The organism is Pseudomonas sp. s4 (assembly GCF_046764235.1).
GTDB classification, from domain to species: domain Bacteria; phylum Pseudomonadota; class Gammaproteobacteria; order Pseudomonadales; family Pseudomonadaceae; genus Aquipseudomonas; species Aquipseudomonas asiatica.
In genome coordinates this window covers 4,147,572-4,172,618 of sequence record NZ_CP177209.1, presented here as the reverse complement: position 1 = coordinate 4,172,618, position 25,047 = coordinate 4,147,572, and the positions used below count along the sequence as shown (strand labels likewise).

Here is a 25,047-nt window from a genome sequence, read left to right as displayed (position 1 = left end):
AGCCGCTCCTACAGGGGGTATGCATTCCCTGTGGGAGATTACCCAGCCCTTTTGGGCTGCGCTGTCGCGCAGAGAACAAATATCGCTCGTCTGACGCGTCCTTTGTAGGAGCAGCCTTGTGCTGCGAAGAGGCTGGTACAAGCAACAGACAGGCTTTGTCAGTACCGGCCTCTTCGCAGCACAAGGCTGCTCCTACAGAACCTCGCCGAACCAATGAGTCATGTGTTGTTCTATGAGAGCGGCTATAGCCGCGAAGAGGCCAGCACAGGCGAACGAATCACTCCCCGCGGTTCTTCTTGACGATGGCATCGGCAATGCTCGCCGGTGCCTCGGCATAACGGGTGAACTCCATCGAGAAGCTGGCCCGGCCCTGGGTCATGGAGCGCATCGAGGTGGCATAGCCGAACATCTCGCCCAGCGGCACCTCGGCACGGATCACCTTGCCGGCCGGTGTTTCGTCACCGTCCTGGATCATCCCGCGGCGCCGGCTCAGGTCACCGAGGATGTCACCCTGGTACTCCTCCGGGGTCACCACTTCCACCTTCATCACCGGCTCCAGCAACACCGCCCCACCTTTCTGCGACAGCTGCTTGGTGGCCATCGAGGCGGCGATCTTGTAGGCCATTTCGTTCGAATCGACATCGTGGTACGAGCCGTCGTACACCGCCGCCTTCAGGTTGATCAGCGGGTAGCCGGCCAGCACGCCGTTCTTCATCTGCTCCTCGATGCCTTTCTGGATAGCCGGGATGTATTCGCGTGGGACCACGCCGCCAACGATCTCGTTGATGAACTCCAGGCCTTCCTTGCCCTCGTCGCCGGGGGCGAAGCGGATCCAGCAGTGGCCGTACTGGCCCCGGCCGCCGGACTGGCGGACGAAGCGGCCCTCGATCTCGCAGGTGTTGCGGATTTTCTCTCGGTAGGCCACCTGTGGCTTGCCGATGTTGGCCTCGACGTTGAACTCGCGGCGCATGCGGTCGACGATGATGTCCAGGTGCAACTCGCCCATGCCCGAGATGATGGTCTGGCCGGTCTCCTCGTCGGTGCGCACGCGGAATGACGGGTCCTCCTGGGCGAGCTTGCCCAGGGCGATGCCCATTTTTTCCTGATCGGCCTTGGTCTTTGGCTCCACCGCCACGGAAATTACCGGGTCGGGGAAGTCCATGCGCTCGAGGATGATCGGCTTGTCCATGTCGCACAGGGTGTCGCCGGTGGTCACGTCCTTCATGCCGATGAGCGCGGCGATGTCGCCGGCGCACACATCCTTGATTTCAGCCCGCTGGTTGGCATGCATCTGCACCATGCGGCCGATGCGTTCCTTCTTGCCCTTTACCGAGTTGAGCACCGCGTTGCCGGAGCTGAGCACGCCGGAGTAGACCCGGGCGAAGGTCAGGGTGCCGACGAACGGGTCGGTGGCAATCTTGAATGCCAGGGCCGAGAACGGCTCGCTGTCGTCGGCGTGTCGCTCCAGGTGCTTTTCTTCGTCATCCGGGTCGGTGCCCTTGATGGCCGGGATCTCCGACGGGGCGGGCAGGTAGTCGATGACCGCGTCGAGCATCAGCGGCACGCCCTTGTTCTTGAACGACGAGCCGAGGATGGTCGGCACGATTTCGTTGGCGATGGTGCGTTGGCGCAGTGCGGCCTTGATTTCGTCGACGCTCAGTTCCTGACCTTCGAGAAACTTCATGGTGAGCTCGTCATTGGCCTCGGCCGCTGCCTCGACCATGTGCGCGCGCCACTCGTCGGCCAGTGCCTGCAGCTCGGCAGGGATGTCTTCTTCGCGGTAGCTGGTGCCCTGGTCGGCATCGTTCCAGTAGATGGCCTTCATCTTCACCAGGTCGATCTGGCCGATGAAGTTCTCTTCACTGCCGATGGCCAGCTGGATCGGCACCGGGTGGTGGCCCAGGCGCTGGTCGATCTGCTTGACCACGCGCAGGAAGTCGGCGCCCTGGCGGTCCATCTTGTTGATGTAGGCCAGGCGGGGCACGTGGTACTTGTTGGCCTGGCGCCATACGGTCTCGGACTGCGGTTCGACCCCGTCCGCGCCGCTGAACACCACTACCGCGCCATCGAGCACGCGCAGCGAGCGCTCCACCTCGATGGTGAAGTCGACGTGGCCCGGGGTGTCAATGATGTTGAAGCGATACTTGTGGGCGAACTGCTTGGTCGAGCCCTGCCAGAAGGCAGTGGTCGCCGCCGAGGTGATGGTGATACCGCGCTCCTGCTCCTGGGCCATCCAGTCCATGGTCGCGGCACCATCGTGCACTTCGCCCATCTTGTGGTTGACCCCGGTGTAGAACAGGATCCGCTCGGTGGTCGTGGTCTTGCCGGCGTCCACGTGGGCGACGATACCGATATTGCGGTACAGCTCGATGGGCGTTGTACGGGCCATGGCGGACTACCTGCGGATGAGCGGATTCTCCCACGGTAGCAGAACGGGAGAATCCTGCTTTACCGCCGGGCCGTCAGTCGGCCTGGGCTTGCAGCTGCCACTGGCCATCCACTTCGCGGGCCAGGCCGCTGGCTGGCAGCAGGGCCAGCAGGCGCGTGTGCAGGGCGGCTTCGGTGAAGGTCTTGAGAGTGGCCAGGTCCAGTGCGCCGACCAGGTTGAGATCGGCCTTGGTGTACGAAAGCCAGGCCTTTTTCAGGGCCTGGGCGACGTCGCTGCCGGAGGTGCTGGCAAAGCGGCGGTGCCATTGGCGACCGTCGAAGGTGAAGGTGTGGGCGTGGCTGTAGGTGCCTTGGTCGCCACCTTCGGTGCAGCGATGGCAACGGCACGGGCCTTCGCCGAAGGCGTTGCGCAGGTAGCTGTTGAAGTCCACCACGGGCTTGAGGGACAGGCGTTTGTCGACTTCGAACAGGTCGGCGATCAGGGGTTCTTCGGCGCTCACTCGGGATCCTCGTGTGGTGTGGCGTGCATCGGCGGGCACCCTAACAGATCGGGGCATTCAGATCACCTTTTGCAGGCCCGGCCTCTTCGCGGGCTCGCCCGCTCCCACAGGTGCTGTGCACAACCTGAGCAACATGCGATCCCTGTGGGAGCGGGCGTGCCCGCGAAGAGGCCAGTAGAGACAATGGAGATCACCTGCCGTACTCTACGCGCCCATACGCCTACACACCCACAGAGGTAACCCGCTTGAGCACCAAGTACCCGTACATCGCCACCATCACCGTCAGCGCCGAAGACCGTGGCGGCGACGCCGAGGCCTCGGAAAACCCCAATATGCGCGTTTGCCTGGAAGCGGTGACCGAAACGCTGAAGAAGGTGCATTTCGTCGGTACGCTCGCAGCCCCCGAAAAGAACGCCACGCACATCTGCGTGACCCTGGAGAACGGCCTGACCTACTACGGCCCGATCGTCAACGGGCACGCCGAACTCGAAGGCGGCTGGATTGCCTTCGAGTCCGACATGCTCACTCCCGCAGAGCTGGGCTTGTAAGTATCAGTTCAGCTCGGCCAGGCACTGCTCGAGGATATCCAGGCCTTCCTCGAGCACTTCGGCCTCGATGGTCAGCGGTGCCAGCAGGCGGATGATGTGCCGCGCCTTGCCGCTGGGCATCAGCAACAGGCCCTTGGCCCGCGCCGCGTCCATCACCTTGGCCAGTTGCGCCGGTGCCGGGCTGCCGTCGGCATTGACGAACTCGATCCCGCGCATGGCGCCGACGCCGGTGAGGCGGCCGATGAACGGGCTCAGGCCCGAGGCCTTCCAATGCTCGAAGCGGCGCACGATTGCCTGCTCCTGGCGCTCACCCCAGGTAGCGACGTTCTCGTCGGTCATCTGCGCCAGGCTGGCCAGGGCCGCTGCGCAGGCGATCGGATTGCCTGAGTAGGTGCCACCCAGGCCGCCCTTGGGCAGCGCTGCCATCAACTCCTTGCGCCCGACCACCGCACCCAGCGGCATGCCGCCAGCAATGCTCTTGGCCAACAGCAGCAGGTCGGGCTCGAGCCCTAAGCGCGGGAAGGCGAAGCGCTGGCCGGTGCGGCCGAAACCTGACTGGATCTCGTCGATGATGATCAGGATGCCGTGCTCGTCGCAGAAGCGGCGCAGGGCCTGGGCGAAGGCTGGGTCAAGGGCGAGGAAGCCGCCTTCGCCCTGCACCGGCTCGAAGATGAACGCCGCCACGTCTTCCACTGCCAGCTCGACGCTGAACAGGCGGTCCATGGCCTTGAGGGCCTGTTCGCAGGTAACCCCGGTGTCGGCGCTGGGGTAGGGCAGGTGGTACACCGGCCCCGGCAATTCACCGACCCGCTGCTTGTACGGGGCGACCTTGCCGTTGAGGTTCAGGGTGGCCAGGGTGCGACCGTGGAAGCCGCCGTCGAAGGCGATGATGGCGCGTTTGCCGGTGGCACCGCGGGCCACTTTCAGGGCGTTTTCCGCAGCTTCCGCGCCGCTGTTGGTGAGCATGCCGGCCAATGGGTAGCTGACCGGTACGAATTGGCTCAGTTGTTCCATCAGCGCCAGGTATGGGCCGTGGGGGGCTGCGTTGAAGGCGTAGTGGGTCAGGCGAGCGGCCTGGGCCTGGATCGCCTCGACCACGGCCGGGTTGCAGTGGCCCAGGTTGAGTACACCGATACCGCCGACGAAGTCGATGTAACGTTTGCCGTCGGTGTCCCAGACTTCGGCATTGCGGCCATGGGAAAGTGTGATCGGGTGAACGATGGCAATGGATTGGCTGATACTTTCCTGATTCATGGGCACGCGGACCTTTGTTCGAATTTCTTATTATCCAAGCGTGTTGGCAGGTTATTCCGCAAACGAATTATTCGATTGCGGTCATTCCCTGGATTCTTGAACTAGCTGGTTTTTGTATCTGCCATTCCGGCCCTATCGCCGGCAAGCCAGCTCCCACAGGTACGGCACAGGTCTTGATGGCTGTGGAGTACTTGTGGGAGCTGGCTTGCCGGCGATAGGGCCAGTGCAGGAAGTAATCAATCCCCCTCGGCCACCCGCTCCCGAATCCACTGCACGAAGGCCCTGACCTTGGGCACTTCGGCCGCATGCTCGGCATGGGCGATGAAGTGCCGGCCATTGCTCGCCACCGGGTGGTCCCAGGCCACCACCAGCTTGCCCTCGCTCAACTCTTCGGCCACCAGGTAGCGCGGGATCAGGGCGATGCCGCAGCCGGCAATGGCTGCGCGGATGCACAGGTAGAACGTGTCGAAGCGGGGGCCGTGGTAGCTGTTCTGGCTATGCAGCCCCAGCCCCAGGAACCATTCATGCCAGGCCTCCGGGCGCGACACGCACTGCAACAGGCGGTGTTCGGTCAGCGCCTGGGCGCTGTCGAACCGGTGGTTGGCCAGCAGCTGCGGGCTGCACACCGGCACCACTTCCTCGCTGAACAGTTCGATGCAGGTTGCCCCGGGCCAGGTGCCCTGGCCGAAGAAAAACGCAATGTCGGCCTTGGCCTGCACCAGGTCGAACGGCTCCAGCTCATTGCGGATATCCAGGTGAATGCGCGGGTAGCGGTCGCCAAAACCCTTCAGCCGGGGTACCAGCCAGCGCGCGCCGAAGGTGGGCTGGGTGGCGATGCGCAGCACTTCGGTCTCGTCGCCGTAGCTGAGGATGTAGCGGCTGGAAATGTCGATCTGGGTGAGGATCTTGTTCACTTCGGTGAGGTATAGCGCGCCAGCCGGGGTCAGGTGCAGGCGCCGGCGAATGCGCTGGAACAGCGAGTGCGACAGCATGTCCTCAAGCTGCGCCACCTGCTTGCTGACGGCGCTCTGGGTCAGGTGCAGTTCCTGGGCCGCGCGGGTGAAACTCAGGTGGCGGGCGGCCGCTTCGAAGCACTGAAGGGCGGTGGTCGAAGGCATCAGGCGTTTGGACATGACGGGCAAATACCGAGCAAAAAAGGAAGGAGTTCATTCCATAACGGAATCATGTGTTTCGAAAAGGTCGTTTGTTGACCTCGGCCTATAGATTAATACTGACCTGGATCAACGATTACAACCGGTCGTGCGAAGAGGAGGTCAGTACCCGCTTCCGGCATCTGCAAAACAACAAAAACGAACATCAGAAATTTATAAGAATTCTGCTCCAGTCTTCAGCCGCCCCGCTGCGGCCGACCCATTCGAGGGTTCTTCATGGCTTCGCCAAACAACAACAAACAGCGCTCCCTGCAGCACGGCCTGACGTCCCGTCAGGTATCCATGATCTCCATCGCCGGCATCATCGGCGCCGGCCTGTTCATCGGTTCCTCCAACGCCATCGCCACCGCCGGCCCGGCCATCCTCATCTCCTACGCCATGACTGGCCTGCTGGTCTTGCTGGTGATGCGCATGCTGGGTGAAATGGCCATCGCCAACCCCAACAGCGGCTCGTTTTCCACCTATGCCTCCGAAGCCATCGGCCCTTGGGCGGGCTTTACCATCGGCTGGCTGTACTGGTGGTTCTGGGTACTGATCATTCCGGTCGAGGCCATTGCCGGCGCCGACATCCTGCATGCCTACTTCCCTGGCGTGCCGTCGTGGCTGTTCGCCTTCCTGATCATGCTGGTGCTGTCGGGTACCAACCTGATCAGCGTGAAGAACTTCGGTGCCTTCGAGTACTGGTTCGCGCTGGTCAAGGTGGTGGCGATCATCGCCTTCATCGTGGTCTGCAGCCTGGCGGTATTCGGCGTCTGGCCGCTGGCCGAGGTGTCCGGGGTCAGCCGGTTGTGGGACAACGGCGGCTTCATGCCCAACGGTTTCGGCACCGTGCTCGGTGGCGTGCTGATCACCATCTTCTCGTTCTTCGGCGCCGAAATCGTCACCATTGCCGCTGACGAAACCGCCAACCCGAAAGACAAGATCCGCCGCGCTACCAACCTTGTTGTGTACCGCATCGCCATCTTCTACCTGGCGTCGATCTTCCTTGTGGTGTCGCTTGTGGCGTGGAACGACCCGGGCCTCAAAGCGGTAGGTTCGTTCCAGCGCGTGCTGGAAGTGCTGAACGTGCCGGGCGCCAAGCTGCTGGTGGATATCGTGGTGCTGGTGGCCGTGACCAGCTGCATGAACTCGGGCCTGTACACTGCGTCGCGCATGCTCTATTCGCTGGGCGCCCGTGGCCAGGCGCTGAGCGTTACCAAGCGTATCTCCGGCTCGGGCGTACCGACCGTGGCGGTCATCTTCTCGACCCTGGCCGGCTTTGCCGGGTGCTTCGTCAACTATGTGTTCCCGGGCAAGGTATTCGGCTTCCTGCTGTCCACCACCGGCGCCATCGCCTTGCTGGTGTACCTGGTGATTGCCGTTTCGCAGCTGCGCATGCGGGCCCGTGCCGAGCGCGAAGGGCGGCCGCTGGAGCTGAAGATGTGGCTGTTCCCATGGCTGACCTGGCTGGTGATCGGCACCATCGTCATGGTGCTGGGCTACATGCTGTTCAGCGATGCCTACCGCTACGAGACGCTGATGACCGCCGGGGTGACCGCGTTCATCCTGCTGGTTTCGCTGACCCAGCGGCGCGCCAGGGTGGTTGCCCAGACGGCCTGATGTTTCTGTTTTAATGTGGGGGCGTTGCGCGCCCCCCCATATCAATAAGCACAGGAAGCGTATGAACGACCACTCCCTTTCCCTCCAGGCCCTCGCCGCACCCGACGGCACTTGCTACGGCTGCGGTTGTTCCCACCCCAGCGGCCTGCACCTGCAAAGCCATTGGGACGCCGACGGCATCCACCTGGTGTGCCGGCACGCGCCCGACAGCACCTTCATCGGCTGGCCCGGCCTGGTCTATGGCGGGCTGCTGGCGATGCTGGTCGACTGCCACTCCAACTGGACGGCAATGGCTTACCACTACCGCAACGAAGGTCGCGAAGCGGGCAGCCTGCCGCGCATCGACTGTGTCACTGGCAGCCTTGGCCTGAACTACCTCAAGCCCACGCCCATGGGTGTCGAATTGTTGCTCAAGGCGCGTGTGGAAGGTGAGGTAGGGCGCAAGACCCGGGTGCTCTGCGAAGTCTGGGCCGACGATGTGCTGACAGTGACTGCCGACTCGGTGTTCGTTCGCGTCGATACCGAAAAGCTCAAGCTCAAGGCCCACGGCCAGGCCTGAGCCGCTGGTGCTGATGAGTGGTCGGTGATGGTCAGCGGCCGGGGATGTCTCTAGAGTGAGAGGTTCATTCCCCAGGCCAGGTTGATCATGACCGATCTCAGTGCTTTTCCCATTACCCGCAAGTGGCCCGCCAGACACCCCGAGCGCCTGCAGCTGTATTCGTTGCCGACGCCCAACGGCGTCAAGGTGTCGATCATGCTCGAAGAGATCGGCCTGGCCTATGAGCCGCACAAGGTCAGCTTCGACAACGATGACCAGCTGAGCCCCGAGTTCATCTCGCTCAGCGCCAACAACAAGATCCCCGCCATCCTCGACCCCAATGGCCCTGGCGGCCGGCCGCTGCCGCTGTTCGAGTCGGGGGCGATCCTGCAGTACCTGGCAGAGAAGAGCGGCCAGTTGCTCAGCCAGGACCCGGCCCAGCGTTACCAGACCTTGCAGTGGCTGATGTTCCAGATGGGTGGCATCGGGCCGATGTTTGGCCAGGTCGGATTCTTCCATTTCTTTGCTGGCAAGGAATACGAGGACAAGCGCCCGCGGGACCGTTATGTCAACGAGTCCAAGCGCCTGCTCGGTGTTCTGGACCGGCATCTGAAAGGCCGGGAATGGATGGTCGACGAGTACAGCATTGCCGATATCGCGATTTTCCCGTGGGTGCGTAACCTGGTTGAGCGTTACAACGCCAGAGATTTGGTAGGCTTCGATCAGTTCAAGGAAGTGCAGCGGGTGCTGGCGGCGTTCCTCGAGCGGCCGGCCGTGCAACGCGGGCTGAAAATTCCAGGTTGAGGTTGGCTGTAAGGGCCCTATCGCCGGCAAGCCGGCTCCCACAGGTAATGAATGCACAGGGCTTGAGGTCTGTGGTGTTCCTGTGGGAGCTGGCTTGCCGGCGATAGGGCCAGTGAAGGCGAAACTGTTTTCAGGCTCAGAAAATGTGGTGCAGCAGCCAGTACAGGCTGCCGGCCAACAGCATTGCTGCCGGCAAGGTCAGCACCCAGGCCATCAGCAGGTTGACCAGCGTGCGCTTCTGAATCCCCGACCCGTTGGCCACCATGGTCCCGGCCACCCCGGAACTCAGCACATGGGTAGTCGACACCGGCAACCCGAACATGTCCGCCGCACCAATGGTACACATTGCCACCACTTCGGCCGAAGCCCCCTGGGCATAGCTGAGGTGGGTCTTGCCGATCTTCTCGCCTACCGTCACCACGATGCGCCGCCAGCCGACCATGGTGCCCAGCCCCAGTGCGATGGCCACGGCCACTTTCACCCACAGCGGGATGTAGCGGGTGGCATCATCCAGCTGGGTCTTGAACAGCAGCACCTGGCTGCGTGTACCTGCATCGAATACCACCAGCTGGTTCTTCTCGATCAGGCGGATGGCTTCGCTGGTCAGGTACATGTCGTTGCGCACGTTGGCCATGGCTTCGGCCGGTACCCGCTTGAGCGAGCCATAACCTTTGACCTCTTCGCCGATCATGCCGGTCAGCGCCGCCAGCGCCGGTATCAGTTGCGGGTTGGCCCTGGGCTCGGCAATGAACGTGGTCAGCACCTGGCGTGGGTCGGCCGGTGCTGCTTGCGGGGCGCCGCGCACCAGTGCCTGGCGGGTTACCTCGGCGACCGCGGAAAACTGCAGGGCCTGTTCATTGGGCATGGTCTTGTTCAATGCGTAAGCCATCGGCAGGGTGCCAACCAGGATCAGCATGATCAGGCCCATGCCTTTCTGGCCGTCGTTGGAGCCGTGAGCAAAGGACACCCCGGTGCAGGTCAGGATCAGTACGCCGCGGATCCACCACGGTGGCGGTCTCTGGCCTTCCGGCGCCTGGTACAGCGCCTTGCGCTTGACCAGCGCGCGCAGTGCCAGCAGCAAGAGGGCGGCACAGGCAAAGCCGAGCAGTGGCGAGAACAGCAGGGCATAACCGACCTTGCTGGCCTGGGCCCAGTCCACGCCACTGGTGCCGTCGCGCCCATGCATCAGGGCATTGGCCACGCCCACGCCGATGATCGAACCGATCAGGGTGTGCGAGGATGAGGCCGGCAGGCCCAGCCACCAGGTGCCGAGGTTCCAGATGATCGCTGCCAGCAGCAGGGCGAAGACCATGGCGAAACCGGCCGAGGAGCCGACCTGCAGAATCAGCTCCACCGGCAGCAGGGCGATGATGCCGAACGCCACCGCGCCACTGGAAAGCAGCACGCCGAGGAAGTTGCACAGCCCGGACCAGACCACGGCGACGGGGGCAGGCAACGAGTGGGTGTAGATGACGGTGGCCACTGCGTTGGCGGTGTCATGGAAGCCATTGACGAACTCGAAGCCCAGGGCAATCAGCAACGCCAGGCCCAGCAGCAGGAATGGTGTGACTGTGGTGATTACCGTGCCGCTGGCCGTCACATCCTGTTTAAGGCTCCAGGCGGTGTAGGCAATGCCGGCCAGCAACAGGCCGAAGAACAACACCAGGGTGGCACGCCCGGGCTTGTGGGCAAGTTGCGGGCGGGCATCGCGTTCGGCCAGTTGCGGCAGACTGGCCAGTGAAGGGGTTGCCATGATGGCTCCGGTTGGGGTGTGGCAAGGGTGCCGAAGGCCTTGAGCATAGAAACAATTCGTAACCCGGCCGTGACCTCGATCAATGATTTATCTAGGCTCAAGACGGACGGTAGTGGCAGGAGAAACCCATGATTCGCTGCAAGCGTGTCTACGATGCGGTTGAGCAAGACGACGGTCAGCGCGTGCTGGTCGATCGTCTGTGGCCGCGTAACAAGCGCAAGGAAGACCTGCACGGGCAGTGGTTGCGCGAAGTTGCACCCTCGGATGAGTTGCGCAAGGCGTTTCACCAGGGTGAAGTTGATTTCGCGGGCTTCACCCAGCGTTACCAGCAAGAGCTGGCGGCCCACCCCGAGCACTGGTACCCGCTGCTGGACCTGGCCGGAAAGGGCACGCTGACATTGCTTTATGCGGGCAAGGATACCGAGCACAACAATGCCCGGGTGTTGGCTGAATGGCTGGAGGACGAACTGGACCGGCGTGGGCCCGGCAGTTCGCCCGTGTGCTACGCCCAATGATTGGTGTTCGTTGTACTGGCCCTATCGCCGGCAAGCCAGCTCCCACAGGTACTGCGCTGCCTTCAAGGCTATCGCTGTACCTGTGGGAGCTGGCTTGCCGGCGATAGGGCCGGGCCTGGCAAACCGAAGAGTATGAAATGTGATGTCACTGAAACTGACCCCCGCCAACGACACCCACCGCACCTTCGCCCGCGACCTCACGCGCCGCGCCATGCTGCCGTACTACCGCGAATATGACCTGCTGTGGCTAGAGGAAGCCTTCGACGAAGCCTGGGGCTGGCGCGAGCAGTGGCTGGTGACCGAAGGCGACGCGGTACTCGGCTTCTGCAGCCTCAGCCAGGACCGCCAGGCGCTGTTCATCCGCGAGTTGCACCTGTTACCCGAGCACCGTCGGCGTGGAGTCGGCAGCTGGGTGCTGGAGCAGTTGGCACTGTGGGCCCGCCAGCGGCACCTGCCGCTGCTGCGGCTGATGGTGTTTCGCAGCAACCCGGCGCGCGTGCTCTACCAGCGCCACGGCTTCGTCGAAATGGGTGAGGACGAATGCTTTGTGCGCATGCAGCGCACGATCGACTAATAGCTCAATGATGGCTTGTCGCGACTGGTGAGCATCGGCATAGTGAACTCAGGCGTTCACGGCTGCCTGCAGGTGGGTAGGCCGTACATGAGTGTGATCAGGGATAAGGAGCCCCCCATGAATGGAATCGGTCCGCGGCTGCGGGAAGAGCGTGAGCGTCTGGGGATGACCCAGCGCGTGTTTGGCGATATCGGTGGGGTCGAACCCAATGCCCAGGGCAAATACGAGAGTGGTGAACGCTCGCCGCGGGTCGATTACCTGGCGGCATTGGCAACCCGGGGCGTGGATGCACTCTATGTGCTCAGCGGTATCCGCACCCCGGCACCGCTCGAGGGGCTGAGCGCCGATGAGTCCGGTTTGCTGGGGGCTTTCCGGCAGTTGTCGTTCGACGATCAGGCGGCACTCTGGCACTTGTTGCGGCGTTTGACCAACAACGACAAATCCCGGCAGACAGTGAGGCCGCTTACGGTTGAACGTCAGGGGTTTCTTACGGAAGGAATGCGTTAGGTCCGCCGTGAAAAATTTTGTTAAGGTGGCGGGATCCAATCGCCCTGCTGACGAGGTGTGTGCTTGATTAGGGTCTTAGTGGTCGACGATCACGATCTGGTACGAACCGGTATTACACGCATGCTGGCCGACATCGATGGCCTGCAGGTGGTGGGTGAGGGCGATTCGGGCGAGTCGGCACTCAGGCTGGCCCGTGAACTGAAGCCGGATGTGGTGCTGATGGATGTGAAAATGCCCGGCATCGGCGGCCTGGAGGCCACCCGCAAGCTGCTGCGCAGCCACCCGGACATCAAGGTGGTTGCCGTGACCGTGTGCGAGGAAGACCCGTTCCCCACGCGCCTGTTGCAGGCCGGCGCTGCTGGCTACCTGACCAAGGGCGCCGGCCTTGACGAAATGGTCCAGGCCATCCGCCTGGCCTTCGCCGGCCAGCGCTACATCAGCCCGCAGATTGCCCAGCAGATGGCGCTGAAGCCATTCCAGCCACAGGGCTCGCCGTTCGATGCCTTGTCGGAGCGGGAAATCCAGATTGCCCTGATGATCGTCGGCTGCCAGAAAGTGCAGATCATCTCCGACAAGTTGTGCCTCTCGCCCAAGACCGTCAATACTTACCGTTATCGGATCTTTGAAAAACTCTCGGTCACCAGCGACGTCGAACTGACCTTGCTGGCCGTTCGCCACGGCATGGTCGACGCAAGCCTGTAAAACCTCATGTCCCAAGTTTTCGATGCCAGCGCATTCCTGGCTACCTGCAGTGGTCGCCCGGGCGTCTACCGGATGTTCGACGGCGAAGCCCGGCTGCTTTATGTGGGCAAGGCCAAGAACCTCAAGAAGCGCCTGGCCAGCTATTTCCGCAAGACCGGCCTGGCGCCCAAGACCGCCGCGCTGGTGGCCCGCATCGCCCAGGTCGAAACCACCATCACCGCCAACGAAACCGAGGCGCTGCTGCTGGAGCAGAACCTGATCAAGGAGTGGCGGCCGCCGTACAACATCCTGCTGCGCGATGACAAATCCTACCCCTACGTGTTCCTTTCCGACGGCGAGTTTCCGCGGCTGGGCATTCACCGTGGGGCAAAGAAGGCCAAGGGCCGCTACTTTGGCCCGTACCCCAGCGCAGGCGCCATTCGCGAAAGCCTCAGCCTGCTGCAAAAGGCCTTTTCGGTGCGCCAGTGCGAAGACAGCTACTACGCCAACCGCACCCGGCCATGCCTGCAGTACCAGATCAAACGCTGCAAAGGGCCCTGCACGGGCCTGGTGACCGCCGAGGAATATGCCGAGGACGTGCGCCACTCGGTGATGTTCCTCGAAGGGCGTAGCCAGCAACTGGGCAACGAGCTCAATGCCGAGATGGAGAAGGCCGCCATGGCCCTCAATTTCGAGAAGGCCGCCGAGCTGCGCGATCAGATCGCCTTGCTGCGCCGCGTCCAGGACCAGCAGTACATCGAAGGCGGCAGCGGCGACGTCGACGTTATCGCCGCCTTCGTCAACCCCGGTGGCGCCTGCGTGCACCTGATCAGCGTGCGTGGCGGGCGGGTGCTGGGCAGCAAGAACTTCTTCCCGCAGGTGGGCATCGAGGAGGAGGTGGCCGAAGTGATGGCCGCTTTCCTCTCCCAGTATTACCTGGGCAATGCCGAGCGCGAATTGCCGGGCGAACTGATCGTCAACGTGGTGCACGAAGACTTCGCCGCCATCAGCGAAGCCCTGCAGACCCTGCGCGGCCGCGAGTTGACCATCAGCCACCGGGTACGCGGTACCCGCGCCCGCTGGCAGCAGCTGGCGGTGACCAACGCCGAGCAGGCGCTCAATGCGCGCCTGGCCAACCGCCAGCACATGGCCGCACGTTTCGAGGCCCTGGCCGAGGTGCTGGGCCTGGACGAGGTGCCGCAGCGCCTGGAGTGCTACGACATCAGCCATTCCAGCGGCGAAGCCACCGTGGCCAGCTGCGTGGTGTTCGGCCCCGAAGGCCCGCTCAAGTCCGACTACCGCCGCTTCAACATCGAAGGCGTCACCGCTGGTGACGACTACGCCGCCATGCACCAGGCCCTGACCCGCCGATACGGGCGCATCAAGGATGGCGAGGGCAAGCTGCCCGACGTGCTGCTGGTGGACGGCGGCAAAGGCCAGCTGAACATGGCCCGTGACGTGATGCAGGAGCTTGGCTTCAGCGACCTGACCCTGCTTGGCGTGGCCAAGGGCGTGACGCGCAAGGCCGGTTTCGAAACCCTGTACCTGAACGACGTGCACCATGAGTTCACCCTCAAGGGCGACTCACCGGCCTTGCACCTGATCCAGCAGATCCGCGACGAGGCCCACCGTTTCGCCATCACCGGCCACCGCGCCCGCCGCGGCAAGGCCCGCCGGGTGTCCAGCCTGGAGGATGTGGCCGGGGTAGGGCCCAAGCGCCGGCGCGACCTGCTGAAACATTTCGGCGGCCTGCAGGAGCTCAACCGCGCCAGTGTCGATGAAATCGCCAAAGCACCCGGCATCAGTAAAAAGCTTGCCGAGTCGATTTATGCCAGCCTGCATAGCGAGTAGAATGCGGGCTCAACTTGCGGCCAGTCGTACCGATGAATATTCCAAACCTGCTCACCGTTCTACGCGTCCTGCTCATCCCGATCTTCATCCTGCTGTTCTATATGCCCTACCACTGGAGCTACATGGCCGCCAGCAGTGTGTTCGCCGTTGCCGCCGCCACTGACTGGCTGGATGGCTACCTGGCGCGTCGTCTTCAGCAGAGCACGCCGTTCGGTGCCTTCCTCGACCCAGTGGCCGACAAGCTGATGGTGGCGGTGGCCCTGGTGCTGCTGGTGCAGACCCACGCCAACTTCTGGCTGACCCTGCCGGCCGCGGTGATCATCGGCCGCGAGATCGTGGTTTCGGCGCTGCGCGAGTGGATGGCCGAGCTGGGCGCGCGCGCGCATGTGGCGGTGTCCAACCTTGGCAAGTGGAAAACCGCGGCGCAGATGCTGGCGCTGGTGATCCTGCTGGGCAACCCGCCAGCGGTGACCTTCTGGGTAATCCTCGGCTACGCGCTGCTGCTGGTGGCGGCGGGGCTGACACTGTGGTCGATGGTGCACTACCTGCTGGCCGCCTGGCCGCACCTGCGCGAAGGCTCTGAGCAGAAATAAAAGTTTTTTTGAATCAAGGGGTTGACGCTGTTTTAGAAATCGCTAGAATGGCACCCATCACGACGCGGGAATAGCTCAGTTGGTAGAGCACGACCTTGCCAAGGTCGGGGTCGCGAGTTCGAGTCTCGTTTCCCGCTCCAAATATAGATTTACAGGGTTCTTTGGAAGTCTGTAAATCATTGAAAAAAGACGCTTCGGCGTCTTTTTTCGTTTCAGTCAGATCCATCAGGATCCATGGGCATTCGGGCCTTTCCAGGCTTTGTACGAAATCCCAAATAACCCAATCACCGCCCCGAACGCTGAAACTTTGCAGAATTCCCCGGCATCGACGGAAAGGCATTCTGTGATGGCTAAGGAAGGTCTGAAAAAGACTTCCTGAATCTGGTGAAATACGCCGATCCCGCCAGCCGAGTTTTTCCATGAAGCAGATGACCTTCGCCGACGCCGAGTACGCCGGCAAGCGCAAGCAGACCCGTAAGGAATTGTTCCTGATCGAGATGGATCAGGTGGTGCCGTGGAAGGGATTGATTGCCCTGATCGAGCCACACTACCCAAAGGGTGAAGGTGGTCGTCCAGCCTATCCGCTGATGGCCATGTTACGTATCCATCTGATGCAGAACTGGTTCGGCTACAGCGACCCGGCCATGGAAGAAGCGCTCTACGAGACGACCATCCTGCGTCAGTTCGCCGGGCTGAGCCTCGAGCGTATTCCCGACGAAACCACCATCCTCAAGTTCCGTCGCTTGCTGGAGAAACATGAGCTGGCAGCCGGCATCCTCGGCGTAATCAATGGCTACCTGGGGGATCGCGGCCTGTCGCTGCGCCAGGGCACTATCGTCGATGCCACACTGATCCACGCGCCCAGCTCGACCAAGAACCAGGACGGCAAGCGCGACCCGGAAATGCACCAGAGCAAGAAAGGGAACCAGTATTACTTTGGCATGAAGGCGCACATCGGCGTGGATGATGAGTCGGGGCTGGTACACAGCGTGGTAGGCACGGCAGCCAACGTGGCGGATATCACCCAGGTCGAAAAACTGCTGCACGGTGACGAGAACGTCGTCTGCGCCGATGCCGGCTACACCGGCGTCGAAAAGCGCCCCGAACATGCTGGCCGCGAAGTGATCTGGCAGGTCGCAGCACGCCGCAGCACCTACAAGAAGCTCGATAAACGCAGCGCCCTGTACAAAGCCAAGCGCAAGATCGAGAAGGCCAAGGCACAAGTGCGAGCGAAGGTCGAGCACCCGTTTCGAGTGATCAAGCGCCAGTTCGGTTACGTGAAGGTGCGCTTCCGTGGCCTGGCCAAGAACACCGCTCAGCTGGTGACGCTGTTCGCGCTGTCGAACCTATGGATGGCGCGCCGACATTTGCTGACTACCGCAGGAAAGGTGCACCTGTAATGCGGAAAATGGCTGCTGCGAGGTGCTCGCGGCGGCCAAAAACGGAGAACTGAGCGGGTTACCTGGTCGAATTTGATCGACGGCCCGCTTTCAAAAGCAGCGAGGGCTGAAGTCGACCGGAAATACAGGGCTACTTCAGACCTTCCCTAAGCGTTACGAATACTCGGACGAGGTGTGGGGTGTGGTCTCCGAGCTCTTCATCAAGCCCTAGCAGCTACCGGCCTAGCCTTAGGATACCCGCCCCAACAGGAGCTAAACTCGTTGTTCTGGCTTTCACGGTCCCAGGGAAAGCTGACCTTTACTCGGCCCCACTCATCGCAATAGATCTCTTCTCCCTTCGGGCCGACCACGGTAGCTATGTGCGGACCGTCAACGCGTAGTTTTGGCAGTGGGGCAGGGCGCCATTCGGTCCGGCCGGGGACCAGCACGGCCGTCTGTTAGTAGCGCGTGCTTACATCTGCGCCGGCGGCTTCTTCCTGCAGGCTGGTGAGTTGTTTGCCTTTGTGTGCAACCGGGTTCACCCGCCAATACGTTGAGGTCGTCACTTGGTAGCCTGTCGCCGCTTTGCTATGAAACCTAGAGTTGACCGTCGCTATCTTCGTAGAACCCTTCGTCGTCATACTCGGTCTCGCTATCGCCGCTTGGCCAAGAATACGACGCAACTGACGACATTGTTTGCGCTGTCGAATCTGTCGATGGCGCGTCGGCAGTTATTGAGCGCTGTAGGGTGAGGTGCGCCTGTGGTACCCGCGAACCAGGGCAAAGCCTTGGCTTTGAGGCAATTGACGTCAGAGAAATCGGCGCTAAGGCGTCAATATATTGCTCATTGAGCGCTCGGGCTAACTTGTTCGGAGTTTTCATAGGGGTGACCAATGTATATGATTTCCGACGACGATCTTCTCGAGATTTTCTACGGTGTTATAAATAAAATCATAATCTAATTGATGATGCCAAGTTGCGGCCATGATCGTGCTTCTATGTATTTTGTCTTGTTTGATTAGGTTTGTTCTAATGCTCCAGTTGTGTGGTGGGTTTATAGTTATATAGTATTGTATGTTTTCTTGGTGAATTATTTTGGTGATAGATGAGAGTCTATCCTTTTTGTGGTCTACTGGAAAGATTTGACAGTTTAATATCAGGTCGTCATATTTGAATCTCACAATTTCGCCAAATTTATCAATATTCTTGTCCAGGCGGCCTATTGATAGGATAGGTTCTCCGGTAGCGTCAAGCCCGTACTTCATTAGGTTCTTTGATCTCAAGTCTGATTTTGTGGGTTTGCTAATTGCTCGAAATTTTGTATTAAGTATGCTGGGGATTATAAGTTCAAACGGTATTAATTCTAGGGATTTGCCAAGTGAGAGTCGCCATTCGGTAACGTGTAGTTTGCATGCTTCAAGTGTAGGTCTGACCATTGTGGTGTATTGATCAAATTCGTCTTTTAGGGTTAATATTTGGCTCTGTAGGAAGGGGGCTGTAATTTTCATTATCCACCGCATGCGTAAAAGTTTTTCCATCGCCCTGTCTCCATGCGTCTTGTGATGTCGCATCAAGATGCGGATAGAGTTGATTCCTTTCTTTTTTGCGTTTCGTAAAATTTGGTATATTTGTTTGTCGTTGTATTTCCCATGTATATGTTTTCCAGCATGGTAATTGCCATCTGTTTCCGCTAGAGTTTTTCCTGGGTTGTCAGGTTGAGCTAGTTTTGTTGGCTGCATTCCCCAAAGTCGTGCGCCATTTTCGGCGATGTCTGGGGTCGCACCGCCTTGAGCCAAAATTCCGCGTGAGCCATTCGCATATACACTATTCGTGTTTAAAAGTTCTCTATGAAGTACTGCCTTGTCCCCGAACTTGTCCGTGTGTGAGATTGCTAGTTGTGCTTGCTATAATGATTGGTAGAGCTTTATTCTCGAGTCATCCAGCGGGAAAAAATCTTCTGATAACTCATAGAGGCGCATGACCCAAAAGTTATTCTCATCAGCCATGGCTCTCCTGTCTATCTCGGAATAAAGCTTTTCAAGTGTGGCGATCTGCTTGTCGGTATCTAATATTTCAATGCTAATTATTCTAGTTATTAGGTTTATAAATAGGTTGTGAAAGGTTATGAAGAGATTTATTGTGGAGTTGCAATATGCAGTGTTGGTCAGCTCGTCGTTTTCAAACATGTATCCGATGGATGAGTCCTCTTTGTTGACAAAGAAACATCCGGTGAAGTCGTGCCCAAAGAAAGCAAAGTGCTTATTCAGTGCTGGGATGTGGTATAGCGTATTATAGAACTCTGTTTTGTTGTTTTTGTAGGGTGGCAATAGACAGGCTTTGCTCCGTACGTCGGAAAGTACGACGGAATTATCAATTGCACCATTTTCCATGTTGGTGTATTGGGCTTGAAATTTCACGAAAGGAAGCTCCATGTTTTTCTCCTACGGGCAAGTGGTTTTCTTTATGCTGTTCAAGGCTTGCTGCAATAGGCTTCTGCCAGAGCTGCTGTATTGGAAGCTGTATGTGTTTTTAGCGGAGTAGCGATTCACAAGAGAATTGCAGCCGGTACAGGGTCGTCTTTCAGAGTATATTTCAATAATTTTCACCTCTTTCCTGTTGGCGTATTTTGAGATGAGTCTTTCTTCTGAGTGGAGTGGTCCGTGATTTCTCATTACTTCTACGTACTCCTTGTCGTTAATAGTGTATCTGATGGCTGCATAATTTGTCTTTGCTGCGGTGTGGTTTCCGTCGATAGCTCTTTGGTTGATTACATTTTGACTTAATCCGCTTCCGTATGGAATTTGCTCTACGGCCAGCCCTAGCGGGTCGATATGGGTTAGTGTGTTAGGGGCGTATATATTAAGATTTATGCCGCCAGCCAAACCTATGGGGTCTACCTGCGTAAACCTGCCTATATCCGGATCATAGAATCTAAAAGTGTTGTAGTGAAGCCCCGTCTCTCGGTCAAGGTATTGCCCTTGGTATCTCAGATTCTGCTCACGCTCTTGTCGTGGACTGTGCCATTCATCCCGTATGGCGCCCGAACCCTGATAGTCACTGCGCCAGAGTGTATGGCCCTGTTCATCCGTCAACTGCTCGGGCAACTCGGCCAAGTTGGTGTGGAAATACTGTATGTCTTCCTGACCCGGTTTCCCGTCTATGCGTACCAACGGCCCATAGCCGTACAAACTCGCATGGACAAAAAGGCTGGGCAGCCCGCTTTGCACCTCCTGCAGTAACCGCAACCCCTGCCAGTGAAACAGCGTATGGCGTACCGGCTCGGCTTCGCCGTGCCTGTACACCGCCTTGCTGATCCGCCGCCCCAGAGGGTCGTAGCCGAACACAATGCGTTCGGTCTCCTCGTATCGCGCTTGCTCCACGCATACCAACCGCTGCTCGGCGTCATACTCGAAGCGCTGCACTAGATGGCTGCCGATTCGTTTTTCACACATACGCCCAAATCGGTCATAGCGGTAGCGCTTGTCCTGATAGACCAGCACACGGTTGTGCTTGATCAGGCCGTGGAGCTTCGGTCCGTCGAATAGGTTGCCAGCCTTGTCGTACTTGAAATCCTCAACCTGTGTCGCTCGCCAGTTGGGGCGAGACTGGTGAGTACTCTGTAGCTGCTCGTTCGGGTCGTAGCCATAACGGTTGCTACCGGTGTAGCTCTTGCCTGTGTTAGGTGAACGATGAAAATGGCCAATAATCTGCTCAAGATGCGCGATGTCATCAGCTGCAATGTCGCCAAAGCTACTACGTTGGGTCTGGGTCAATACCTCAGCAATCAGGTTGTCTCTGTTGTCATAGCGGTAACTCTTCTCCAGCAACGGCAGCACTTCAACCGAAGCATCGCGATAGTGAATGGCCTTGCTGCTCAGTCGCCCGCTCTGGTCATAGCGGGTACGTGTGATCAGGCTTCCCTGGGTGCGCAATACTTCGTCGTGCGCCGCATCGCGCTCGAAGTCACTGATGACCCGGCCGTTCAGGTTGATCTGATGAAGGTGCCCACTGCCGTAGTGCAGGTAGTTCAGTTGACGCTGGTCAGGCAGTGTCAACGTCTGCAGATTGCCCAGTTCGTCATAGCGGTATTGCAGCAGCCCGGCACTGTTGGTTTCGCTGAGCAACTGCCCGTTCGCGTCATAGGTGTAATCAAGCTGCTGTTGCTCACCCTGGTTGTCCGTGAACGTGATGGACAACAGGTTGTCGGCGGTGTCGTAGCTGTAGTCGGTGATGCCATCCTCGGTGCGTTTGCTCAGCAGACGGCCAACGGCATCACGTTGGAAATCATGGCGAATCGAAGTGGCCCGTGTCGGCGGGGCGTTGCCGGAGAGGGGTGGCTGTTCGTATGAAGAGGGGACATGGGTTAGGCTGGTGACACCGTCGAGTGTGTCGTACTCGTATATCCGGCCACTTCCATCCAGATCTTGTTGTGCCACCAGGCGGTCAAGTTTGTCCCAGCCAAACGTGTAGGACTCTTCATTCTCGTTGGTGAGTTGCAGCAGGCGACCATACGCGGGTAACACGTCCTTCCGGGTTGTATTGATACTGTGTGCTCCGGCCCAGTGGGTCCTGCTCCCACAGCAAATTGCCATGAGCATCGTAGCCGTAGCGCCGGGTACGTCCTGCTCCGTCTGTGACCTGAACGGGCAAAGCCCAGTGGCGCAGATAGCTTATGCGTTCGCTTCGCCCAAGCGGGTCACGTGTCTCGATCAGACGCCCGATATCGTCATAGCTGTATCCCCACTCGCCGCCCTGCGGATCAGTTCGTTTGACCAACTGGCCGGCGACGATCTCTGCTTGCCAGCAGTTCCCAAGTGCATCGACATGCTTGTAAACGTCGTACAGCGGGCCCCAGAAATAGCGGTCTATACGTCCCAGTCCGTCTGTTACGAGGGTTTCGCCTTCTTCGAGGTTGTACTCGAACTTGTACTCCTCCCCATCGCTACCCCAGTGACGAACCACCCGCCATTCGTGGTCAGGTTGCGGCTCAAGCAAAGGCGGCAGGCGATAGGGTGTTCCGTCCGCCCGTCTTGGTGTAGGACGTTTTTCAGGAATGGTGTCGCGACAGTACCGACAACGGCCAGGCTGATAGCGGCAGCCACGGCGGCGGTGGCTGCGGCATAAATGACGGCCTCTGCAACTGCACTGACCATTTCGGCGATCAGGGACGGATGCAATATTTCATCGCCCATGCGGGCGGCGTGAACGATCTGCGCCATGGCTTACAAGCTCCAAAAGTTCTGAATGAGGTTGACCTGGGTGGTGAAGGGGTCAGGTGAACCGGAGCTTTTGTTTGATTGCGCGCCAGTGCTCGATGTCGTCGCTGCTCAAAGGGCTTGGCTTGCTGTAGTTGATCACCAGCAGCCGGTGCTGACCTGGAATCATGCAGGCGGCCTGGAGCTGGAAATTGGGCTTGTCCCCCACCTTGAATTCAATGGCCATTTCGCGGGCTTCGACGGAGTGTTCACCGCCCCCCAAACGCGCGATCTTCGTGGGTGTGATGGTCATTGCCCCGGACTTTTTTCGCAGCATCCGCAGTTGGTCATCGATGGCTTGGTCCAGGGTCTTGTCATTGGCGACGGGGCTGCGCGCCATTACCAACGTGGTGTCTCGGGCACGAAAGCGCAGCATGTTGAGCGTGAGGTCTTCAGGTGCTTCCTCGCCTAGATTGAGGATCAGGTCGTGAGTCAGGTATTCCGTCATTGCGGGAGTCCTTTCAGGAGGTCTTTACGTACGGGCAAGTGCAAGCAGCTACTTGAAATGCCCATCCACATCGGCTTTCAGTGCACTGCTATCGCGTCCATCCGCTGCGGCACCCGCCGCTCCGCCCTCAGGGTTGAGGTCGAGCTTCGCTGCGGGCGTGTTGATCTGTCCGGTCTGTTGCCCGGTGAGGTTGAAGGTCTCGCAGGTGATATTGAGCGTGCCGTTGGCCTGCATCTCGATCAGTGTCTTGCCGCACTTGAGTCGCAGGGTGTTGCCTGCTTCGATCTCGTAGTCGCCGGCGATGAGGTCGTTTTTGCCGCCGCCGACTTTCAGGGTGTCATTGGCTTTCACCACGCGCAGGCGATTGCGGCCGATGGCAACGGACTCGTCCTGGCCAATGCTCTGGGTGCGATCAACACCGACGGTGAGAGACTGGTTGTTGTTGACCTGGGTGTTCTGGTCCTTCTGGGCATGGATGAACACCTCTTCCTTGCCCAGTTCGTCCTCAAAGCGCAGTTCATTGAAACCATCACCCTTGTGGGTCTGGCTCTTGATGGTCATGCGGGTCTTGTGGTCGGGCAGATCGTAGGGCGGGAGCTGATCACCACAGTAGGTACGCCCGGTAATCATCGGCTGGTCGGGGTCACCGTTGACGTACTGGATGATCACGTCCTGGCCGATGCGCGGGATCGCCATCGCGCCCCAGCTGCCACCGGCCCAGCCTTGCGACACACGCACCCAGCAGGAGCTGAACTCGTTGTTCTGGCTTTCACGGTCCCAGGGAAAGCTGACCTTCACCCGGCCCCACTCATCGCAATAGATCTCTTCTCCCTTCGGGCCGACCACGGTCGCCATGTGCGGGCCATCAACGCGTGGTTTTGATAGTGGGGCAGGGCGCCATTCGGTCCGACCGGGGACCAGCACGGCGGTCTGCTCGTAGTGCGTGCTTACATCTGCGCCAGCGGCTTCTTCCTGCAGGCTGGTGAATTGTTTGCCTTTGTGGGTAACCGTGTTCACCCGCCAATGCGCGTTGAGGTCGTCACGTGGGTGACCTGTCAGGGTGAAGCTCAGGCCCGGTTGCAGGCGAACATCGTCACCCTCAACCTCGGCAATACGCACATCGTGGCGCAGCGCAGTGATGCGGTTTTCAGTGAACGGCTTGCCTACCGCATCGCGTTTGTAACGGCCTGGGTAGTCGAAGAATTCGTACTCTTTGGACTGATGCTCCAGGAAGGGCCCGGCAGCTCTGTGTTCCTGGCGGTAGGCCGGGTTGGTAAAGGTGTAGTCGCGCTGAACCTGGCGAGCGGTGCGCACCTGTTCGCTGTAGCGCAAGCGGCGAAGGCACGGCATGGCTTGATCGCCACCGCCGGTGGCTTGATACAGCACGCTGTCAGGGTCTACAGGTTCGTCGGCATCAAAGAAGCCCTCGTCGTCATCCTCGGCCTTGATGGTCCCATGGCTGATCAACCCGAATGATTGCAGCTGATCGGTAATGATCAGCTTGTGCAGCTTTTCACTGTGCGCAAAGCGGTAGACGAAGCCTTCTTCAGCAGCCAGGCGGGCGATGAACGCCAGGTCCGTCTCACCGGCCTGAACGCAGAACTCGCGGACCTGATGGTCCATGCTGGCGCGCAGTTCGTACTGGTTGATGCCCTGGCGCTGGAGCATCAGCTCGAGAATTTGTGGGACAGTCTTTTGCTGGAAGATGCGCCAGTTCGAGCGCAGGTCGGGTGGCGTGGCCATCGGGAACGATGGGCTTGTCAACGAAGCAAACGCTTCGCTAATTCCTTGAAATCAGGTGAGCCGTGTGTGGGCTCGCTACTGCTGCAAGATGCCGTTCAGCGACTCCAGCACCTCGGTGGTAATGAGGTGCAGCCGGTAGCTGTAGATGCCGTAGGCCACCGCCATGGCGAGGGCGGAAATGACCAACGGACTCCACCACGGCCATTGCCGGTTCATGCGGAAGTTGCTTGGGGCGACGTTGGTGTATGGGTCGCAGACGGTCTCCGGAGTCGGGCCGCGCAGTTCTCGGATAATCCCGTGGAGTTGGTGTATCAGTGCGTTGAGGGATTCTTCGCCCTTCGGGGCGATGGCGTACTTGCCTTTCAAACCAAGGCACAGCGCGAAGTACATGAACTCCAGCACGTCCTGATAACGTATGGGTTCCTGCATGAGGCGCGACAGTACGGTGAAGACTTTCTCTCCACCCCAAGTTTCGTCGTGGAAAATGCTGAGCAGGGGTTCCTGGCTCCAGCAGCTGGTTTTACCCCAAGGCCTGTCCATGACAGCTTCATCGATGAAAAGGCAAAGACCGTATGAGTACGCCAGCAACTGAGCGGGCTCGTAGCCGTGCTGGCGCATCTCTTCACGCACGTTTTCGATCTGGTTACGCACTTGCTGATGCACGTCCTTGATGTTGGGCAAGGCATCTAGGGTACGCAGGCGTATCACCAGGCCGAATAGAGGGGCGGCGGCATCCAGCATCAGGTTGTCGTAGCCGCCACGTAGCTGGAAGTCTGGGTCTGCCGGGTAGCCTTCATACACCGGCTCTGCCTTTGGCGTTCGCTCAGGGCCATCAGCCGCTGTTGGTGCGGGTGAGTCGTTGGACAATGACGCCTCGAGCATCGCGTGCAGTTGCTCGCTTTCGACCTGTTCGGCATCAGTTGGGGGGCTGTTTTCTTGTTTCAT

The 25,047-nt window shown here is 59.8% G+C and carries 23 protein-coding genes, 1 tRNA gene and 3 pseudogenes; 13 read left to right on the top strand and 14 right to left on the bottom strand.

The window, feature by feature from the left end; all coding sequences use genetic code 11:
• Nucleotides 1-277: 277 nt before the first annotated feature.
• On the bottom strand, nt 278-2,389 hold the full coding sequence (gene fusA / locus ACK56M_RS19440) for an elongation factor G (protein WP_100413758.1): 2,112 nt from the start codon (nt 2,387-2,389) through the stop codon (nt 278-280).
• 73 nt (nt 2,390-2,462) lie between these two features.
• A complete protein-coding gene (locus ACK56M_RS19435) occupies nt 2,463-2,888 on the bottom strand; it encodes a hypothetical protein (RefSeq protein WP_015271047.1) in 426 nt (141 codons plus the stop codon).
• A gap of 245 nt (nt 2,889-3,133) precedes the next feature.
• Here ACK56M_RS19435 and ACK56M_RS19430 point away from each other — a divergent pair, with 245 nt between their 5' ends.
• A complete protein-coding gene (locus tag ACK56M_RS19430) occupies nt 3,134-3,436 on the top strand; it encodes a hypothetical protein (RefSeq protein ID WP_280168105.1) in 303 nt (100 codons plus the stop codon).
• A 3-nt stretch (nt 3,437-3,439) separates the two neighbouring features.
• Here the strand turns inward: ACK56M_RS19430 and ACK56M_RS19425 are convergent, their stop codons facing one another.
• Nucleotides 3,440-4,690, bottom strand: a complete 1,251-nt coding sequence (locus ACK56M_RS19425) for an aspartate aminotransferase family protein (RefSeq protein WP_280168104.1) — start codon at nt 4,688-4,690, stop codon at nt 3,440-3,442.
• Nucleotides 4,691-4,926: 236 nt separating this feature from the next.
• Nucleotides 4,927-5,823 (bottom strand): transcriptional regulator GcvA, encoded by an 897-nt coding sequence (gene gcvA, locus ACK56M_RS19420; protein WP_015271044.1) that lies wholly within the window; start codon nt 5,821-5,823, stop codon nt 4,927-4,929.
• A 255-nt stretch (nt 5,824-6,078) separates the two neighbouring features.
• Here gcvA and ACK56M_RS19415 point away from each other — a divergent pair, with 255 nt between their 5' ends.
• The 3 genes from ACK56M_RS19415 (at nt 6,079) to ACK56M_RS19405 (ending at nt 8,803) form a co-directional block, all read left to right on the top strand.
• Nucleotides 6,079-7,461, top strand: a complete 1,383-nt coding sequence (locus tag ACK56M_RS19415) for an amino acid permease (RefSeq protein WP_054572495.1) — start codon at nt 6,079-6,081, stop codon at nt 7,459-7,461.
• Between the two features lie 61 nt (nt 7,462-7,522).
• Nucleotides 7,523-8,020 carry a PaaI family thioesterase gene (locus ACK56M_RS19410; protein ID WP_015271042.1) on the top strand — a complete coding sequence of 166 codons (498 nt, stop codon included), beginning with the start codon at nt 7,523-7,525 and terminating at the stop codon, nt 8,018-8,020.
• Nucleotides 8,021-8,107: 87 nt separating this feature from the next.
• Nucleotides 8,108-8,803: a glutathione S-transferase N-terminal domain-containing protein gene (locus ACK56M_RS19405; RefSeq protein ID WP_015271041.1), complete on the top strand. Its 696-nt coding sequence runs from the start codon at nt 8,108-8,110 to the stop codon at nt 8,801-8,803.
• A 136-nt stretch (nt 8,804-8,939) separates the two neighbouring features.
• Here ACK56M_RS19405 and ACK56M_RS19400 read toward each other — a convergent pair whose 3' ends face one another.
• Nucleotides 8,940-10,556: an inorganic phosphate transporter gene (locus ACK56M_RS19400; RefSeq protein ID WP_015271040.1), complete on the bottom strand. Its 1,617-nt coding sequence runs from the start codon at nt 10,554-10,556 to the stop codon at nt 8,940-8,942.
• Between the two features lie 128 nt (nt 10,557-10,684).
• Between ACK56M_RS19400 and ACK56M_RS19395 the strand changes: the two genes are divergently transcribed.
• The 8 genes from ACK56M_RS19395 (at nt 10,685) to ACK56M_RS19360 (ending at nt 16,677) form a co-directional block, all read left to right on the top strand.
• On the top strand, nt 10,685-11,071 hold the full coding sequence (locus ACK56M_RS19395) for a DUF488 domain-containing protein (protein WP_015271039.1): 387 nt from the start codon (nt 10,685-10,687) through the stop codon (nt 11,069-11,071).
• Between the two features lie 142 nt (nt 11,072-11,213).
• Nucleotides 11,214-11,645 (top strand): GNAT family N-acetyltransferase, encoded by a 432-nt coding sequence (locus ACK56M_RS19390; protein ID WP_015271038.1) that lies wholly within the window; start codon nt 11,214-11,216, stop codon nt 11,643-11,645.
• Nucleotides 11,646-11,762: 117 nt separating this feature from the next.
• A complete protein-coding gene (locus ACK56M_RS19385) occupies nt 11,763-12,152 on the top strand; it encodes a helix-turn-helix domain-containing protein (protein ID WP_054572496.1) in 390 nt (129 codons plus the stop codon).
• A 63-nt stretch (nt 12,153-12,215) separates the two neighbouring features.
• Nucleotides 12,216-12,854, top strand: coding sequence for a UvrY/SirA/GacA family response regulator transcription factor (uvrY, locus tag ACK56M_RS19380; protein ID WP_015271036.1), 639 nt, complete (start codon nt 12,216-12,218; stop codon nt 12,852-12,854).
• Nucleotides 12,855-12,860: 6 nt separating this feature from the next.
• On the top strand, nt 12,861-14,684 hold the full coding sequence (uvrC, locus tag ACK56M_RS19375) for an excinuclease ABC subunit UvrC (protein ID WP_013973365.1): 1,824 nt from the start codon (nt 12,861-12,863) through the stop codon (nt 14,682-14,684).
• A 32-nt stretch (nt 14,685-14,716) separates the two neighbouring features.
• On the top strand, nt 14,717-15,277 hold the full coding sequence (pgsA, locus tag ACK56M_RS19370) for a CDP-diacylglycerol--glycerol-3-phosphate 3-phosphatidyltransferase (protein WP_039613116.1): 561 nt from the start codon (nt 14,717-14,719) through the stop codon (nt 15,275-15,277).
• A 64-nt stretch (nt 15,278-15,341) separates the two neighbouring features.
• A tRNA-Gly gene (locus ACK56M_RS19365) sits at nt 15,342-15,417 on the top strand.
• A 279-nt stretch (nt 15,418-15,696) separates the two neighbouring features.
• On the top strand, nt 15,697-16,677 hold the full coding sequence (locus tag ACK56M_RS19360; protein ID WP_058178368.1) for an IS5-like element ISPpu18 family transposase: 981 nt from the start codon (nt 15,697-15,699) through the stop codon (nt 16,675-16,677).
• Between the two features lie 242 nt (nt 16,678-16,919).
• On the opposite strand, the pseudogene ACK56M_RS19355 reads toward ACK56M_RS19360, so the two are convergent.
• Nucleotides 16,920-17,226, bottom strand: a pseudogene (locus tag ACK56M_RS19355) (type VI secretion system tip protein VgrG); the annotation flags it as partial.
• A 68-nt stretch (nt 17,227-17,294) separates the two neighbouring features.
• Between ACK56M_RS19355 and ACK56M_RS19350 the strand changes: the two are divergent.
• Nucleotides 17,295-17,408: pseudogene (locus tag ACK56M_RS19350) on the top strand (IS5/IS1182 family transposase); the annotation flags it as partial.
• Between the two features lie 126 nt (nt 17,409-17,534).
• Here ACK56M_RS19350 and ACK56M_RS19345 read toward each other — a convergent pair.
• From ACK56M_RS19345 to icmH, 8 genes and pseudogenes are all read right to left on the bottom strand, one after another.
• Entirely contained in the window at nt 17,535-18,395 is an 861-nt protein-coding gene (locus ACK56M_RS19345) for a hypothetical protein (RefSeq protein ID WP_137188563.1), read from the bottom strand.
• Nucleotides 18,396-18,560: 165 nt separating this feature from the next.
• Nucleotides 18,561-19,088 carry a hypothetical protein gene (locus ACK56M_RS19340; protein ID WP_015271034.1) on the bottom strand — a complete coding sequence of 176 codons (528 nt, stop codon included), beginning with the start codon at nt 19,086-19,088 and terminating at the stop codon, nt 18,561-18,563.
• Nucleotides 19,089-19,097: 9 nt separating this feature from the next.
• Nucleotides 19,098-21,179 carry an RHS repeat-associated core domain-containing protein gene (locus ACK56M_RS19335; RefSeq protein WP_411958939.1) on the bottom strand — a complete coding sequence of 694 codons (2,082 nt, stop codon included), beginning with the start codon at nt 21,177-21,179 and terminating at the stop codon, nt 19,098-19,100.
• Complete coding sequence (locus tag ACK56M_RS19330; RefSeq protein WP_411958938.1) at nt 21,133-21,618, bottom strand: hypothetical protein; 486 nt, start codon at nt 21,616-21,618, stop codon at nt 21,133-21,135. The genes ACK56M_RS19335 and ACK56M_RS19330 overlap by 47 nt, the downstream gene beginning before the upstream one ends.
• Nucleotides 21,543-21,875 (bottom strand): hypothetical protein, encoded by a 333-nt coding sequence (locus tag ACK56M_RS19325; protein ID WP_411958937.1) that lies wholly within the window; start codon nt 21,873-21,875, stop codon nt 21,543-21,545. Before ACK56M_RS19325 ends, ACK56M_RS19330 begins: the two co-directional genes overlap by 76 nt.
• 52 nt (nt 21,876-21,927) lie before the next feature.
• A complete protein-coding gene (locus ACK56M_RS19320; protein ID WP_054572461.1) occupies nt 21,928-22,359 on the bottom strand; it encodes a DcrB-related protein in 432 nt (143 codons plus the stop codon).
• Between the two features lie 48 nt (nt 22,360-22,407).
• Nucleotides 22,408-24,087, bottom strand: a pseudogene (locus tag ACK56M_RS19315) (type VI secretion system Vgr family protein); the annotation flags it as partial.
• 90 nt (nt 24,088-24,177) lie between these two features.
• Entirely contained in the window at nt 24,178-25,047 is an 870-nt protein-coding gene (gene icmH, locus ACK56M_RS19310; RefSeq protein WP_054572464.1) for a type IVB secretion system protein IcmH/DotU, read from the bottom strand.

What these genes read in the sequence shown, in the direction of transcription:
- fusA (WP_100413758.1), bottom strand. Translation starts at nt 2,389, where the DNA reads ATGGCCCGTACAACGCCCATCGAGCTGTACCGCAATATCGGTATCGTC.
- ACK56M_RS19425 (WP_280168104.1), bottom strand. Translation starts at nt 4,690, where the DNA reads ATGAATCAGGAAAGTATCAGCCAATCCATTGCCATCGTTCACCCGATC.
- gcvA (WP_015271044.1), bottom strand. Translation starts at nt 5,823, where the DNA reads ATGTCCAAACGCCTGATGCCTTCGACCACCGCCCTTCAGTGCTTCGAA.
- ACK56M_RS19415 (WP_054572495.1), top strand. Translation starts at nt 6,079, where the DNA reads ATGGCTTCGCCAAACAACAACAAACAGCGCTCCCTGCAGCACGGCCTG.
- ACK56M_RS19410 (WP_015271042.1), top strand. Translation starts at nt 7,523, where the DNA reads ATGAACGACCACTCCCTTTCCCTCCAGGCCCTCGCCGCACCCGACGGC.
- ACK56M_RS19405 (WP_015271041.1), top strand. Translation starts at nt 8,108, where the DNA reads ATGACCGATCTCAGTGCTTTTCCCATTACCCGCAAGTGGCCCGCCAGA.
- ACK56M_RS19400 (WP_015271040.1), bottom strand. Translation starts at nt 10,556, where the DNA reads ATGGCAACCCCTTCACTGGCCAGTCTGCCGCAACTGGCCGAACGCGAT.
- ACK56M_RS19395 (WP_015271039.1), top strand. Translation starts at nt 10,685, where the DNA reads ATGATTCGCTGCAAGCGTGTCTACGATGCGGTTGAGCAAGACGACGGT.
- ACK56M_RS19390 (WP_015271038.1), top strand. Translation starts at nt 11,214, where the DNA reads ATGTCACTGAAACTGACCCCCGCCAACGACACCCACCGCACCTTCGCC.
- ACK56M_RS19385 (WP_054572496.1), top strand. Translation starts at nt 11,763, where the DNA reads ATGAATGGAATCGGTCCGCGGCTGCGGGAAGAGCGTGAGCGTCTGGGG.
- uvrC (WP_013973365.1), top strand. Translation starts at nt 12,861, where the DNA reads ATGTCCCAAGTTTTCGATGCCAGCGCATTCCTGGCTACCTGCAGTGGT.
- pgsA (WP_039613116.1), top strand. Translation starts at nt 14,717, where the DNA reads ATGAATATTCCAAACCTGCTCACCGTTCTACGCGTCCTGCTCATCCCG.
- ACK56M_RS19360 (WP_058178368.1), top strand. Translation starts at nt 15,697, where the DNA reads ATGAAGCAGATGACCTTCGCCGACGCCGAGTACGCCGGCAAGCGCAAG.
- ACK56M_RS19345 (WP_137188563.1), bottom strand. Translation starts at nt 18,395, where the DNA reads ATGCAGCCAACAAAACTAGCTCAACCTGACAACCCAGGAAAAACTCTA.
- ACK56M_RS19340 (WP_015271034.1), bottom strand. Translation starts at nt 19,088, where the DNA reads ATGGAGCTTCCTTTCGTGAAATTTCAAGCCCAATACACCAACATGGAA.
- ACK56M_RS19325 (WP_411958937.1), bottom strand. Translation starts at nt 21,875, where the DNA reads ATGGCGCAGATCGTTCACGCCGCCCGCATGGGCGATGAAATATTGCAT.
- ACK56M_RS19320 (WP_054572461.1), bottom strand. Translation starts at nt 22,359, where the DNA reads ATGACGGAATACCTGACTCACGACCTGATCCTCAATCTAGGCGAGGAA.
- icmH (WP_054572464.1), bottom strand. Translation starts at nt 25,047, where the DNA reads ATGAAACAAGAAAACAGCCCCCCAACTGATGCCGAACAGGTCGAAAGC.